General features: G+C 67.4%; 12 protein-coding genes. 6 read left to right on the top strand and 6 right to left on the bottom strand.

Going from position 1 to position 13,929, the window contains the following annotated elements; translation table 11 throughout:
* Window positions 1-62 precede the first annotated feature (62 nt).
* Window positions 63-2,204 (bottom strand): prolyl oligopeptidase family serine peptidase, encoded by a 2,142-nt coding sequence (locus tag NX02_RS25545; protein WP_245648701.1) that lies wholly within the window; start codon window positions 2,202-2,204, stop codon window positions 63-65.
* A gap of 256 nt (window positions 2,205-2,460) precedes the next feature.
* On the opposite strand from NX02_RS25545, the gene NX02_RS25540 reads away from it, so the two are divergent.
* A complete protein-coding gene (locus NX02_RS25540) occupies window positions 2,461-4,500 on the top strand; it encodes a beta-propeller domain-containing protein (RefSeq protein ID WP_025294998.1) in 2,040 nt (679 codons plus the stop codon).
* Between the two features lie 39 nt (window positions 4,501-4,539).
* Here NX02_RS25540 and NX02_RS25535 read toward each other — a convergent pair whose 3' ends face one another.
* Window positions 4,540-5,130: an FMN-dependent NADH-azoreductase gene (locus tag NX02_RS25535; protein ID WP_025294997.1), complete on the bottom strand. Its 591-nt coding sequence runs from the start codon at window positions 5,128-5,130 to the stop codon at window positions 4,540-4,542.
* Window positions 5,131-5,209: 79 nt separating this feature from the next.
* Here NX02_RS25535 and NX02_RS25530 point away from each other — a divergent pair, with 79 nt between their 5' ends.
* From NX02_RS25530 to NX02_RS25510, 5 genes are all read left to right on the top strand, one after another.
* Window positions 5,210-5,614 carry a winged helix-turn-helix transcriptional regulator gene (locus NX02_RS25530; protein ID WP_084718087.1) on the top strand — a complete coding sequence of 135 codons (405 nt, stop codon included), beginning with the start codon at window positions 5,210-5,212 and terminating at the stop codon, window positions 5,612-5,614.
* Window positions 5,615-6,115: 501 nt separating this feature from the next.
* Window positions 6,116-7,783 carry a DUF4153 domain-containing protein gene (locus NX02_RS25525; protein ID WP_025294995.1) on the top strand — a complete coding sequence of 556 codons (1,668 nt, stop codon included), beginning with the start codon at window positions 6,116-6,118 and terminating at the stop codon, window positions 7,781-7,783.
* 11 nt (window positions 7,784-7,794) lie between these two features.
* The gene (locus tag NX02_RS25520) at window positions 7,795-8,502 is read left to right on the top strand and encodes a response regulator transcription factor (RefSeq protein WP_025294994.1); all 708 of its coding nucleotides are present in this window, start codon (window positions 7,795-7,797) and stop codon (window positions 8,500-8,502) included.
* Complete coding sequence (locus NX02_RS25515) at window positions 8,499-10,115, top strand: sensor histidine kinase (RefSeq protein WP_025294993.1); 1,617 nt, start codon at window positions 8,499-8,501, stop codon at window positions 10,113-10,115. Before NX02_RS25520 ends, NX02_RS25515 begins: the two co-directional genes overlap by 4 nt.
* Window positions 10,116-10,127: 12 nt before the next feature.
* Window positions 10,128-11,228, top strand: a complete 1,101-nt coding sequence (locus tag NX02_RS25510) for a M23 family metallopeptidase (protein ID WP_025294992.1) — start codon at window positions 10,128-10,130, stop codon at window positions 11,226-11,228.
* Window positions 11,229-11,316: 88 nt separating this feature from the next.
* On the opposite strand, the gene rplQ is transcribed toward NX02_RS25510, so the two are convergent.
* From rplQ to rpsM, 4 genes are all read right to left on the bottom strand, one after another.
* Entirely contained in the window at window positions 11,317-11,739 is a 423-nt protein-coding gene (gene rplQ, locus NX02_RS25505; protein ID WP_025294991.1) for a 50S ribosomal protein L17, read from the bottom strand.
* Window positions 11,740-11,863: 124 nt separating this feature from the next.
* Window positions 11,864-12,928 (bottom strand): DNA-directed RNA polymerase subunit alpha, encoded by a 1,065-nt coding sequence (locus NX02_RS25500; protein WP_025294990.1) that lies wholly within the window; start codon window positions 12,926-12,928, stop codon window positions 11,864-11,866.
* A gap of 89 nt (window positions 12,929-13,017) precedes the next feature.
* Entirely contained in the window at window positions 13,018-13,407 is a 390-nt protein-coding gene (gene rpsK, locus NX02_RS25495; protein WP_025294989.1) for a 30S ribosomal protein S11, read from the bottom strand.
* 72 nt (window positions 13,408-13,479) lie between these two features.
* Complete coding sequence (gene rpsM, locus NX02_RS25490) at window positions 13,480-13,848, bottom strand: 30S ribosomal protein S13 (RefSeq protein ID WP_025294988.1); 369 nt, start codon at window positions 13,846-13,848, stop codon at window positions 13,480-13,482.
* Between the last annotated feature and the right edge of the window lie 81 nt (window positions 13,849-13,929).

Genomic DNA, 13,929 nt, shown 5'->3' with positions numbered 1-13,929 from the left:
TTGCGACGGATGGTGCGGCGCGACTCCCTCTCCCCTTGGGGGAGAGGGAGCTACGCCCCCCCTCACCGCACCGTCTTCGCCGCCGCGACCGCCGGCGGCGTCACCACCATCCCCGTCCACCGCGCCGCGAAGGCCCAGAGGTCCGCCGCCTCCTCGATGATCTTCTCGGTCGGCTTGCCGCTGCCATGGCCGGCGCGCGTCTCGATGCGGATCAGGTGCGGCTTGTCTCCGATGTTCGCCGCCTGCAGCGCCGCGGCATATTTGAAGCTGTGCCCCGGCACCACGCGATCGTCGGTGTCCGCGGTGGTCACCAGGATCGCGGGATAGTCGGTGCCCGCCTTGATGTTGTGGTAGGGCGAATAGGCGTGGAGCGCCTTGAAGTCGGCCTCCTTTGCCGGATAGCCATAATCGTCCACCCAATAGCGGCCGGCGGTGAAGCGGTCGAAGCGCAGCATGTCCATCACGCCCACCGCGGGCAGCGCCGCGGCGAACAGGTCCGGCCGCTGGTTGACCACCGCGCCGACCAGCAGCCCGCCGTTGGAGCCACCCTGGATGGTCAGCTTCTCCTTGGTGGTGATGCCTTCCTTCACCAGATATTCGCCCGCGGCGATGAAATCGTCGAACACGTTCTGCTTGTTGGCGAGCCGTCCGGCATCGTGCCACGCCTTGCCATATTCGCCGCCGCCGCGAAGATTGGCGACGGCCAGCACGCCGCCCTGCTCGATCCAGGCGAGCCGCGTCGCCGAGAAGCCGGGGGTCAGCGAGATGTTGAACCCGCCATAGCCATAGAGCAGGGTCGGTGCGCCCGCCGACAGGTCCAGCCCCTTCCTGTGGACGAGAAACATCGGCACGCGGGTACCGTCCTTCGATTGGTAGAACCGCTGCTCGACGGTGAAGCTGGCCGGGTCGAACGACACCTTGGGCCGCGCCCACAGCTTCGACTTCCCGCTCTTCACGTCATAGCGATAGATCGCGCTCGGCGTCGCGAAGCTGGTGAAGCTGTAGAAGGTCTCGCGATCGTCCGCCTTGCCGTTGAAGCCCCCGGCGGTGCCGATCCCCGGCAGCGCCAGCTTCGGCCTGGGCGTGCCATCCAGCGCGAACTGGCGGACCTCGGTGCGGGCATCGACCAGATAATTGGCGATCAGCGTGCCGCCGATGATCGACGCGCCATCGAGCGTCGCCTCATCCTCGCCGACGATCTCGACGGGCTTGGGATCGGCCTCGGCGATGTCGAGCGTCACCACCCGCAGCCGCGGCGCATCCTTGTTGGTGATCCAGAAGAATATGCTCCCCTGATTGCCGATATAGGACCAGTTGTTGACCAGCCCCGGCACCAGCGTGCGCGGTTTGGCGTCGGGCGCGGTGAGATCGATCAGCGTGATCTCATAGCGATCGTCGGTGCCCTCGGTGGAGGTGACGACCAGCCATTTGCCGTCGTCGCTCACCGTGCCGCCATGGCCGCGGCGCGGCGCATCGGGTGTCGCGTAGACCAGCCTGTCGGCGCTCTGCGGATCGCCGACGCGGTGGAAATAGACCGCCTGGTTCTCGTTGAGCGCCTGGAACTTCTCGCCCTCCTTCGTCGCCGGGAAGCGAGAATAATAGAAGCCCGATCCGTCCTTCGCCCAGGAGAAGCCGGAGAATTTCACCCATTCCAGCACGTCTGGCAGGTCCTTGCCGGTGTCGACGTCGATCATCCTGACCGTGCGCCAGTCGGTGCCGCCATCCTGCACCGAATAGAGCAGCAGCCTGCCATCGTCGGAGGGCACCCAGTCCCCCACCGCGGTGGCACCGTCGGTCGCCCAGCGATTGGGATCGATCAGCAGGCGCGGCGTGCCGTTGAGCCCGTCGCGCACGAACAGCGCTGACTGGTTCTGCAACCCGTCGTTGCGCGCGTAGAAATAGCGCCTGCCCTTCTTCACCGGCAGCCCGAACCGCTCATAGTTGAACAGCTCGGCCATCCGCGCCCTGAAGATGTCACGCCCCGGCAGGCTCGCCAGATAGGCATCGGTCACCGCATTCTCGGCCGTCACCCAGTCGCGCACCTTGGGATCGGCGCGGACGTCGTTTTCCAGCCAGCGATAGGGATCGGCGACCTTGATGCCGAACTGCTCGTCGACGACCTCGCCCTTGGCGGTGACCGGATAGTTGAGCTTGGCGGCGGCGGTCGCCGCGGTCTGCGCCTGCGCGGCGTGGGCAAATGTCATGGATGCTGCGATCGAAAGAGAGGACAGGATCAGCGCCTTGCGCATGGACGGGATGACTCCGCAAGATAGGGAAATTGCACCCAGCCTAGCCCCGCGACCCGCCGACGATAAGCAGTGTTTCGACGAGCGTCGGGTGGTGGCATTTCGCTCCTGATCGGTGGGGATTGGCTCCGAAGCGGTGCTAAAACTCCATGGCGTATGGATTTTCTCTGCCGTCACCTTGTCCTAATGTCCGCGCTACAGGAGTGGGGAAAAGATGATCAGGCGCTTCGCGATTACAGTGCTGGCGCTGCTGGGGGCGGCGGCAACGCCCGCATCTGCAGCCGGCGATGGAAAGATCTATAGTTTTGAGGATCGATCGCTCGATCTCGTGACCGCGCCCATCCTTTCGCGATTTCGCGATGATGATGCGTTCGAGCGCTACATCGAAATGCTTGGCGTGATCCAGCAGGGAAGCAAGGACCGCTGGGTCGGCGGGAACCGCCGCGAATTGCGTTACGCGCAAGCGCAGGATGTACCCTGCACGCCCGGCATAGATTGCCCGGAAACAGAATCGGACATCGGCGATGTCGTCGTCACCGGCTCCCGGGCGACGGCGCCCAAATCGATCACGAACAATCAGACCGCCGGTGTCGATGAAGGCGACATCGTCAAACAGATTGGTCCGTTCCTGCTTGTTCTACGGGACGGCCGAATCTTCTCGATCGATACACGCAACGGCTTGCGCCTTGCAGATCGTGTGAATGTGTACCGGGAATCTGATAGCGACACCTGGTATGACGAGATGCTCGTCCAGGGCGACCATGTGCTCATCACCGCTTACAGCTATGAAGAAAGCGCGACCGAAGTGTCGGTGTTCCGGCTCGCGCGCGACACCGGTCGCCTGACTGGCCAGGGCGTCTTTCTCATCTCGTCAGACGATTATTACGACACCGACAATTATGCGACGCGCATCGTCGGCGACAAGCTCGTCATCTACACACCTTATGATATCGATTCTCTCGAAGATCCCGACGATCGCCCCACCATTCGGCGCTGGCTGCCGGAGGACAAGCGCGACGAGGCCAACAAAACCGGCGAAAACCTCCTGAACGCGAAGGATATATTCCGGCCGGTTCTTCGCACCTCCGATCCGGCCATCCACACCGTCTCGATCTGCCCGCTGGGCGAATGGTCTGCCAGCCGCGATCTGAATTGCCGGACGACCGGATTCGTCGGGCCTTCGGAAGCCGAAATGTATGTCTCGCCAGACGCCGTCTTTCTGTGGATGTCACCGGGTTGGGACGAAACTGGCACATATCGCGACTGCACCAATCACCGCCGCCCCAAGCGTGCCGATGTCGTACCGTCGGCGATTGTCCGGTTGGCGATCGAGAGCGGCGACGTGGCCGTGGCCGGCGTCAATGGCGCGCCGTTCGATCAATTCTCGATGGACGACTTTGGCGGCAATTTTCATGCGCTGGCGAACTGGCAAACGTTTCGCTGCTATCCCGACTACCAGGTTCGGCACGCTGCCTTTCTCGATCTTCCCATGTCGGCGTTCGGCACGCGATTCCTCAAGGTTCCCGATCACCGTATCACTGCCGTCCCCTCCCTCTCCAATCGCTATGTGGAGAACAGGTTCGCCGACAATTGGCTGGTCTATGGCGGCCGCGACAGTTGGTCGGGCAGCGTGCCCGACAAAGAAGATCGGCCACTCTCGACGACCGCCGTCGCGGTACCTGTCAATCATCCGGCCGACGCGATCGAATTGAGCCTGCCACACAACATCATCCGGACGGAACGGGTGGGCAACGATATCATCCTGAACGGCTATCGCGACCATCGTGGCCTCAAGGTCACACTCGTCGATCTTTCGGGTGATCCACGGCTCGGTGCGAGCCTTTTCCTCAAATCGCGCTACGAAAGCGAAAGCCGCAGCCATGCCTTCAACAGCAACGTGGACGAGAAGGGCAATGGGCTGATCGGAATCCCGACAGTGCTGCGCGAGGGCGATGCGGATCGGTTGCCATGGTACAGCGACGCCTCCGACATCAGTTTCCTGTCGCTCAGCCGGCGCACCAAGCTGGCATCGGTCGGCGAGATCGTCACCCGGATGAAAGAGGGCGAGCAGGACACGCACGAAGATTATGAGTGCGAGGTGTCGTGCATCGATTGGTACGGCAATGCACGACCGATCTTCACCGATGGTCGCACGTTTGGCCTGATCGGCAGCGAGTTGGTCGAAGCCAAGGTGGAGGCGGGTAGCATCCGCGAACTCCGCCGCCTTGATCTGACGGCCCCGCTCACCCGCTGAGCGAAAACAGGGGCCCGCGTTCGGCGGGCCCCCGCTGCATCACGCCGCCTTGAGCGCAGCGACGTTATCCAGAGCGTCGTTGACCGCGGCCTCGCGTGCTTCGGGGCTGATTGCGATGCCTTCGGCGACGATCACTTCCGGCTGGATGCCGATGAAGCCGAAGACATGGCCGAGATAGGTCTCCAGATGCTCCATCGCCTGCGCCGGCGTGCCGGCGCCATAGAGACCGCCGCGCGAGAGCGCGAGGATCACGCGCTTGCCGCCGGCCAGTCCCTTGGGCCCCTCGGCGGAATAGCTGAAGGTCTTGCCGGCGACGAGGATGCGGTCGATCCACGCCTTCAACTGGCTGGGGATGGTGAAGTTGTACATCGGCGCGCCGATCACGACGATGTCGGCGGCGAGGAATTCATCGAGCACGTCGCGGCTGGCGGCACTCTCGGTGCCGGGTTCGGCAGCGTCCGCGGGCAGGCCGGCGAGTGTCAGATGGCCGAGCGGGGCGGCGGCGAGGTCGCGATGAACGATCTCGATCGCAGGATTCTCGCCGCGCAGCCGCCCGACGATCGCGGCGCTGAGCGTGCGGCTGACCGAGTTGTCGCCGAGGATGCTGGAATCGATGTGAAGCAGTTTCATGGAGGCCGACCTTCCGGTATAGAACAGTAACCAGGGCGGGATATGTGACTGCCCCAATCAGCCGCAAGGAGGCACAATCTTGATACAGGGGCACATGGATGTGACCCAGAGCGCGATGCTCGATCATGAGCCGACGCACCAGGGCTGCCGCGTGGTCGCGCCCGTGCTGGCGCGCATCGGCGACAAATGGAGCGTGCTGGTGGTGATGCTCCTCTCCCGCCAGTCCTGCCGGTTCAACGAACTCAAGCGCCGCATCGACGGCATCTCGCAGCGCATGCTCACCCTCACGCTGCGCGGGCTGGAGCGTGACGGGCTGGTCCTGCGCACGGTGACGCCCAGCGTGCCGCCGCGCGTGGACTATGCGCTCACTGAACTCGGCCGATCACTGTGCGGGCCGGTGATCGCGCTCGGTCAATGGGCCAGCGCGCATGTCGATGAGATCGAGGCCGCGCAAGCGGCGTTCGACGCGCGGGCGGAAGGCTGACCGCCTCCCTTCCCGCCATTCATACATCTCACTCGCGCCCCCTTTTTGCCCTCGCCCCTACGGGGAGAGGGACCGGTCCGCGCAGCGGACCAGGGAGAGGGGCAGTCGCGCCAAGCGTAACGGTCTGACGGAGCAGCTCCGAAAAGCCAGCGGAGCAGGAGTGCTGCGCCCTCCAAGCCCCTACGCTTGGCGCGACTGCCCCTCTCCCCGTCCCGTGCGGCGGTTATGACGGGTCGATCATGCCCCCGGCATGATCTGCGGAATGCCGGGGGCCTTCCGCACCCGTCAGAACCGACGCACGCCCCAAAGGGGCGAGGGAGCGCAGCGGCAGCCCCTTTCAATCGTTTCACGATATGTGAAGTCGATCGTCGCCGAAATGCGGGAGAGGGCGTTGAGCACCACCTTGCATCAAATCTGCACAACCGCCCCACCAAAGTCTCACCCCCATCACGACACGTCGTCCACGCCCTGCCGCGATGCTGGCGGGCGAAGGAGACGTTCATGTTCCCGAGCCTTTCAGCGCGGCACAGCCTGTTCCTGAAGCTGGCCGCTGCCATCCTGATCGCGCTGCTCGCCGATCAGATCTTCATGAACACCAACCCCGGATCAACGCTCGGCGCCTTTGCCGCCGCCGGCACGGTGCTGGTGCTGCTCGCGCGCGCGCCGACGCTGCGCCTGCGCCCGGTGCTGGCCGCCGCGGCGCTGGCGCTGGTCTATGCCGCCGCGCTGTTCGACGATCCCGGCCCGCTCGCCTGGGCGCTGGGCTGGCTGGCGCTGTCGATCGCGGTGCTCGCGGTGCGCCACCGGCCCGCCAACGCGCTCGGCTGGATCCCGCCCCTGCTCGTTCACGCGCTCGCCGGGCCCTTCCGCCCGCTGCGCGACCTGATCGCGCTGATCCGGCTGCGCCGCCGCCGGCGCGGGGCCGGCGCGTTCCGTCTTGTCACCACCTTGGCGCTGCCGGTTATCGGCGGCCTGCTGTTCCTCGCGCTGTTCACCATCGCCAATCCAGTGATCGAAACCGGGCTGCGCACCGTCCGCCTGCCCGGGCCCCAACATTTCATCTTCATCGCGATGGCCTTGTGCGCCGCCTGGCCGTTGCTGCGCCCCTGGGCCTTCCGCCTGCGCATTGCGCCGGGAACCGCCCCGGCGTTCGACATGCCCAGTGCGTCGCTCGCCTCCGTGCTGCTCGCTTTGGCCACCTTCAACGCGATCTTCGCCATTCAGAACGGCCTGGACATCGCCTTCCTGTGGAGCGGGGCACCGCTGCCGGGCAAGGTCACCTTGGCCGACTATGCCCATCGCGGCGCCTATTCGCTGATCGCCACCGCCCTCATCGCCGGTGTGCTCTCGCTATGGATGCTGCGGCCGGGCAGCGCCGTCGCCGCCGATGGTCGGGCGCGGGCGCTGCTGGTGCTGTGGGTGATCCAGAACCTGTTGCTCGTCGCCTCCTCGATGCTGCGCACGATCGACTATGTCCAAGCCTTCTCGCTTACCGAACTGCGCATCTCGGCGCTGCTGTGGATGCTCCTGGTCGGCATCGGGCTGGTGCTGATCTGCTGGACGATCCTGCGCGGCCGATCGGTGGGCTGGCTGGTCAACGCCAATGTCGCCACGGCCGGCCTTCTGCTGACGGGCGCGTGCTTCGTCGATCTCAGCGCGGTCGCCGCGCACTGGAATGTCAGCCACGCGCGCGAGGCCGGCGGCAACGGCCCTTCGGTGGACATCTGCTACCTCGCCCGCCTCGACGACGCCGCGGTGGTGCCGTTGATCCGGCTCGAGCAGCGCGCCGGGCGCGCCGGCTTCCGCGCCGAGGTCGCCGGCCAGCGCGTGATCAGCCTGGCCAACCTCGAACGCAACCAGCGCGATTGGCGGACCTGGACATGGCGCAACGCCCGCCGCCTGGCCCGCGCCAGGGCCATGCTCGGCCCCGATCCGGCACCGGTCGCCCCACGCGCCGCGTGCGTCGACTGGCTGGACGAATCGCGCGTCGCGCCTGCACCCGCGCGGAACCCCAACCTGCCGCCCCAGCCCGCGCAACCGGTGCCGCCGCCGCAACCCGGCGTCACGCCGGCCCCTGCTGCCACAGCCGCCGCTCGACCCGGCGCAGCGGACCTGCGCGAAGCCGCGCCGCCCGCCGATCGCCCGTTGACGCAGGGGCCGCGGCAATGATTCAGTGCCCCATGCCGCGCACCATCCTGATCGCCGACGACGATCCCCACATCCGCCAGCTCCTCGCCTTCGCGCTCGCCAAGGCGGGGCTCGACACCTGCGAGGCGGAGGATGGCGAGGCGACATTGGCGCAGGTGGCGGCGCACGCGCCCGACCTCGTCGTGCTCGACATCAACATGCCGCGGATGGACGGGCTCGAGGTCTGCCGCCGGCTGCGGGCGAGCGGCGAAATCCCGATCCTGTTCCTCTCTTCCCGCGACGACGAGATCGACCGCGTGCTGGGCATCGAACTGGGCGCAGACGATTATGTCGTGAAGCCGTTCAGCCCGCGCGAGGTGGTGGCGCGGGTGATGGCGATCCTGCGCCGCACCGCCGCGCGGCCGCCGGTGATGGAGGATGGCGCCCAGCCGATCCGCCATGGCCTGCTGCTGCTCGACGTCGAGGGCTGGCGGGCCGACTGGGCGGGCGGCGAGGTGCCGCTGACGGTCACCGAATTCGCACTGCTGCGCACCTTGGCGACGATGCCCGCCAAGGTCTTCAGCCGCGATGCGATCATCGATCGGCTGCACGGCCCCGGCTTCGCGATCACCGACCGCACGATCGACAGCCATGTCCGCAACCTGCGCGCCAAATTCGCGCGCGCCGGCGGGCATGACCTGATCGAAACGCGCGCGGGCATCGGCTACCGGCTGGGGGCCTGCGTCGGCGAGGCGCCGTGATCCGCGCCGCCAAGGGCTGGGCAAAGAAGCGCTGGCCGCCGATCCGGTTGCGGCTGATCCTGCTGTCGGTGCTGCTCTTCGCCGCGGCGCTGCCCGGGGTCGGCGCGGTGTTCCTGCGCGTCTACGAAAACACGCTCGTCCGGCAGACCGAGGCGGAGCTGATCGCGCAGGGCGCGGCGATCGGCGCCTTCACCGCCAGCCGCTGGCCGGGCGCGAGCACGGAACCGGCCAGCCCGCCCGCCGTGCCGGTCGCCGCCAGCCTCTCCTACGACCGGCGCGGGCTGCAGACCGATTATTACCGCCCCGAGCCGCTGACGATCGACCTGAGATCGAGCCGCGTCCTCCCCGAACGCCCGCGCCGCCGCGCCGATGCCGAGCCCGCGCCCGATGCGGCGGCAGCCGCGGCGGATGTCGCGGCATCGCTGCGTGCCACCAGCCGCACGACGCTCGCCTCGATCCGCCTGCTCGACCGCGCCGGCGTGGTCGCGGCGGGCGGCCCCGATCGCGGCATCCGGCTGGGCGACCTGCCGGAGGTCCAGGCCGCGCGCGCCGGTCGCACCTTGACGCTGCTGCGCGCCAATGCCGGTTATCAGCCGCGCTATATGGGCGAGTTGCTCAGCCGGGCGGCGGGCATCCGCGTCCACCATGCCCGGCCGGTGATCGTCGACGGCAAGGTGGTCGGCGTGCTGCTGCTGTCGCGCAGCCCGCGCGGGCTGTTCGTCGGCATCTATCAGGATCGCGGCAAGATCCTGCTCGGCATCGTTTTGATCTTCCTCGTGCTGCTCGGCCTCGCCGGCCTGCTCAGCCGCGCGATCGCCCGGCCGATCGAGGTGCTGGGGCAGGCGACCCGCGAGGTGGCGCATGGCGGCGGCACCGTCCCCGATCCGCCCGCCACCGCCGCAATCGAGATCCGCGCGCTCTATGCCGATTTCGCCGAGATGGCGGCGGCGATCGAGCGCCGCTCGCGCTATCTGCGCGACTTCGCCCACGCCGTCAGCCACGAATTCAAGACCCCGCTGGCCGGCATCGCCGGCGCCATCGAGCTGCTGCAGGACCATCAGGACACGATGAGCGACGCCGATCGCCAGCGCTTCCTCGCCAACGCCTCCGCAGACGCGCAGCGGCTGTCGCTGCTGGTCACCCGGCTGCTCGACCTCGCCCGCGCCGACATGGCGCGGCCGGGACAGGACGAGGCGGTCGCGCTCGGCCCCGTCCTCCACCGCATCGCCGATGCCTGTACGAGCGCGACCTTCGCGGTACATCTCGCGGTGGACGCCCACCTGCCGCTCGCCGCGATTCCCGAAGGCGCGATTTCCGCGGTTCTGGTCAGCCTGGTCGAGAACAGCCGGCAGGCGGGCGCGAGCGAGGCGCGGATCGCGGCGACGACGCTGCCCCGCCGGCTGCGCATCGCGGTGTCGGACAATGGTCCCGGTATCCCGCCCGGCGACCGCGACCGCATCTTCGAACCCTTCTTCACCAGCCGCCGCGCCGGTGGCGGCACCGGCCTCGGCCTGCCGATCGCGCGCTCGCTGATCCAGGCGGCGCGCGGGGAAATATTGCTGGTCGACGCCGAGGCGGGGGCGGCGTTCGAGATCCTCGTGCCGCAGGCGTAACGGGAGACGAAGTTGGCCATCCGCCCCCTCCTGCTGCTGGCCTCCGTGATGCTCGCCACCCCTGCGGGCGCGGGCCTTCGCCAGTCGCTGGACGTGGCGGTCCCCCGGCCGCCGGCGCCGGTGACGGTCGAAGGACGCGACCAGCTCGTCTACGAGCTCCACCTCACCCCGTTCGGCGATCGGCCGGCGACGCTGCGGAGCATCACCGTGGTCGACCCCGCCAGCGGCGCGCGGCTCGCGCATTTCGCCGATGCGGCGCTCGCCGCCCGCACGCAGATCGTCGGCGGCGCGGGTGCGATCCCGCCGGGCGGGCGCGCGATCGTCTATATCGAGATCGACCGGCCGAAGGGCGCGGCGCCCAGGCGGCTGCGCCACCGCATCGTGCAGGATGGCGCGCCGGGGATCATCACCCCGCCCGACATCCTCGTCGGTCCCGCCGCGCCGATCACCGTCGGCCCACCCCTTGCCGGCGGCCCGTGGGTGGCGATCCATCATCCCGACTGGCCCCGCGGACATCGCCGCGTCGTCTATGCCGTCGACGGCCGCGCCCGCATTCCCGGCCGCTTCGCGATCGACTGGGTGCGCGTCGACGCCGAGGGCCGGATCGCACGGGGCGATGCCGATCGCACCGACGCCGCGCTTGGCTATGGCGCGCCGGTGCTGGCGGTTGCCGAGGGCGTCGTCGCCGCCATTCGCGGCGATGTGCCGGAGAACGCGACGATCTCGGCCAACCCGGCACATCCGCTGGAGGATGCCGCGGGCAATTATGTCGCGCTGGAGATCGGGCCGGGCCGCTATGCAATCTACGAGCATCTGCAGCCGGGCAGCCTGCGCGTCCGCGCCGGCGATCGGGTGCGGCGCGGTGCCGTCATCGGCAGGTTGGGGTTCACCGGGGATTCGACCGGACCGCACCTGCATTTTCATGTCGCCGATCGGGCGGAGCCGTTGGGCGGCGAGGGGCTGCCGTTCGTGATCGACCGGTTCCGGCTGGAGGGGCGCTATCGGGATCTCGGCCGGTTGGGGACGGTGCGTTGGGAGGGTTTTGAGGGGGTTTCGGCGGTGCGGAACGGGGAACGACCGGGGCCGAATGTGGTGGTCCGATTTGGGGAATGACGACCGGCGTCTTACCGCGCGCCGCAACGAAAAAGGGGCGCCGCTTTCGCGACGCCCCTTTTCCTGTTCGTAAAGCCGACGGTGCGGATCAGGCCGCCTCGTCCAGCTCCTCGTCGCCCTGCACCGGGCCCGAATCCTGGCCCTTGGCGCTCACGTCGCGGTCGACGAATTCGATGATCGCCATCGGCGAGGCGTCCGACGCGCGGATGCCGGCCTTGATGACGCGGGTATAGCCACCGGCGCGGTCCGCATAGCGGGTCGCCAGGACGTCGAACAGCTTCACGAGCTGGGCGTCGTCGAGGAGGCGCGCATGGGCCAGGCGACGGTTGGCGAGGCCACCCTTCTTGGCGAGGGTGACGAGCTTCTCGACGTAGGGACGGAGTTCCTTCGCCTTCGCCACGGTGGTGGTGATCTGCTCATGCTTGATGAGCGCCGCCGCCATGTTGCGGAACAGGGCCGCGCGATGGGACGAGGTACGCTGCAGCTTACGGCCGCCAACGCGATGACGCATGGTCTTCTTCCTTCACGTTCGTCCGGGAGCCGTATCAGGTACGCCCGGCCAGGCGGCAATATGGGGTGCCGCCCAAACCCCTTTTGAACCGGACCGGACGCGCGAGGCCCCCGGCCCCGTCCGATCAGGCCATGATGTCCTGTTCCAGCTTCTTGGCCATTTCCTCGATGTTCTCGGGCGGCCAGCCGGGGATCTCCATGCCGAGGCGCAGGCCCATGCTGGAGAGGACTTCCTTGATCTCGTTGAGCGACTTGCGGCCGAAATTCGGGGTCCGCAGCATCTCCGCCTCGGTCTTCTGAACCAGATCGCCGATATAGATGATGTTGTCGTTCTTGAGGCAGTTCGCGCTGCGCACCGACAGTTCGAGCTCGTCCACCTTCTTGAGCAGGTAGCGGTTGAGCTGGTTGCTGTCGCCTTCGGTCTCGCCCGACGCCTGGGCGGCGACGCCGACCGGCTGCGAGACGGGCGCGATCGCGTCGTCGAAGTGGACGAACAGCTGGAGCTGGTCCTGCAGGATGCGCGCGGCATAGGCGACCGCGTCTTCCGGCGTGACCGTGCCATCGGTCTCGACGGTCAGCGTCAGCTTGTCATAGTCCAGTTCCTGGCCGACGCGGGTGTTTTCCACCTTATAGGCCACCTGGCGCACCGGCGAGTAGAGCGCGTCCACCGGCACCAGACCGATCGGCGCATCGGCCGGGCGGTTGGAAGCGGCGGGAACATAGCCCTTACCGATGTCGGCGGTCAGTTCCATGTTGAGCGTCGCGCCCTCGTCGAGATGGCAGACGACGAGCTCGGGGTTCATCACCTCGATGTCGCCCGAAACCGCGATCATGCCCGCGGTCACCTCGGCCGGGCCGGTCGCCGAAAGCTGCAGCCGTTTCGGCCCCTCGCCCTGCATCTTGAGCGCAATCTGCTTGACGTTCAGGACGATGTCCGTCACGTCCTCGCGCACGCCGGCCAGCGACGAGAACTCGTGCAACACGTTCTCGATCTTGATCGAGGTCACGGCGGCCCCCTGCAGCGACGACAGCAGCACGCGACGCAGCGCGTTGCCGAGCGTCAGACCGAAGCCACGCTCGAGCGGCTCGGCGATGAAGGTGGCCTTGCGACGGGGATCGCCCCCACCGGCCTTCTTCTCCAGGCTGTTCGGCTTCTTCAGTTCCTGCCAATTCTTGGCGTTCACGGACATTGGCTTCCCCTTGGGGTTGGGCCGGGGTTGGGCGGACACCGGCCGGATACGGGAAATGGGGGCCATACATGGCCCCCTCAAGGTTCAGATCAGACGCGGCGGCGCTTCGACGGCCGCACGCCATTGTGCGGAATCGGGGTCACGTCGCGGATCGAAGTGATCTGGAAGCCGACGGCCTGCAGCGCGCGCAGGGCCGATTCACGGCCCGAACCCGGGCCCTTGACCTCGACTTCGAGCGTACGAACACCATGTTCGGCGGCCTTCTTGCCGGCATCCTCGGCCGCGACCTGCGCGGCGTACGGGGTCGACTTGCGGCTGCCCTTGAAGCCCATCATGCCGGCGGACGACCAGCTGATCGCATTGCCCTGCGCGTCGGTGATGGTGATCATGGTGTTGTTGAAGCTGGCGTTCACATGCGCGACGCCCGAGGTGATGTTCTTCCGCTCGCGGCGCTTGATGCGCTGGGGTTCGCGTGCCATTTTTCGGTCCTACCTATATCTCTGGAGAGCCGGAAATCCTGTGTCCGGCGCAGTAAGCCACCCTGCGGCGACTTACTTCTTCTTGCCGGCGATCGGCTTCGCCTTGCCCTTGCGGGTGCGCGCATTGGTATGCGTGCGCTGGCCGCGGACCGGAAGCCCCTTGCGATGGCGCAGGCCGCGATAGCAGGCCAGGTCCATCAGACGCTTGATGTTCATCGCGGTCTGGCGACGCAGGTCGCCTTCCACGGTGTAGCCCGCGTCGATCGCCTCACGGATCTGGAGGACTTCCTGATCGGAGAGATCCTGCACGCGACGCTCGGGCGCGATGCCCAGCTTCGCGGTGATCTCCTTGGCCTTCGCCGGACCGATGCCGTGAATATAGGTCAGCGCGATCAGAACGCGCTTGTTGGTCGGGATATTGACACCCGCAATACGTGCCACTGTATACTTCTCCTGCTCCACGGAGCGGTTGGCGACCACTCCATCTCGACGCTTTGCCACCCCGAAGCCATCCAGCACGAA

This window comes from Sphingomonas sanxanigenens DSM 19645 = NX02 (genome assembly GCF_000512205.2).
In the GTDB taxonomy this organism is placed as follows: Bacteria; Pseudomonadota; Alphaproteobacteria; order Sphingomonadales; family Sphingomonadaceae; genus Sphingomonas_D; species Sphingomonas_D sanxanigenens.
This window is presented reverse-complemented; position numbering and strand designations above follow the sequence as displayed.

Bases quoted from the DNA above. Each gene is read 5' to 3' on its own strand.
- NX02_RS25545 (WP_245648701.1), bottom strand. From the start codon at position 2,204: ATGACATTTGCCCACGCCGCGCAGGCGCAGACCGCGGCGACCGCCGCC.
- NX02_RS25540 (WP_025294998.1), top strand. From the start codon at position 2,461: ATGATCAGGCGCTTCGCGATTACAGTGCTGGCGCTGCTGGGGGCGGCG.
- NX02_RS25535 (WP_025294997.1), bottom strand. From the start codon at position 5,130: ATGAAACTGCTTCACATCGATTCCAGCATCCTCGGCGACAACTCGGTC.
- NX02_RS25525 (WP_025294995.1), top strand. From the start codon at position 6,116: ATGTTCCCGAGCCTTTCAGCGCGGCACAGCCTGTTCCTGAAGCTGGCC.
- NX02_RS25520 (WP_025294994.1), top strand. From the start codon at position 7,795: ATGCCGCGCACCATCCTGATCGCCGACGACGATCCCCACATCCGCCAG.
- rplQ (WP_025294991.1), bottom strand. From the start codon at position 11,739: ATGCGTCATCGCGTTGGCGGCCGTAAGCTGCAGCGTACCTCGTCCCAT.
- NX02_RS25500 (WP_025294990.1), bottom strand. From the start codon at position 12,928: ATGTCCGTGAACGCCAAGAATTGGCAGGAACTGAAGAAGCCGAACAGC.
- rpsK (WP_025294989.1), bottom strand. From the start codon at position 13,407: ATGGCACGCGAACCCCAGCGCATCAAGCGCCGCGAGCGGAAGAACATC.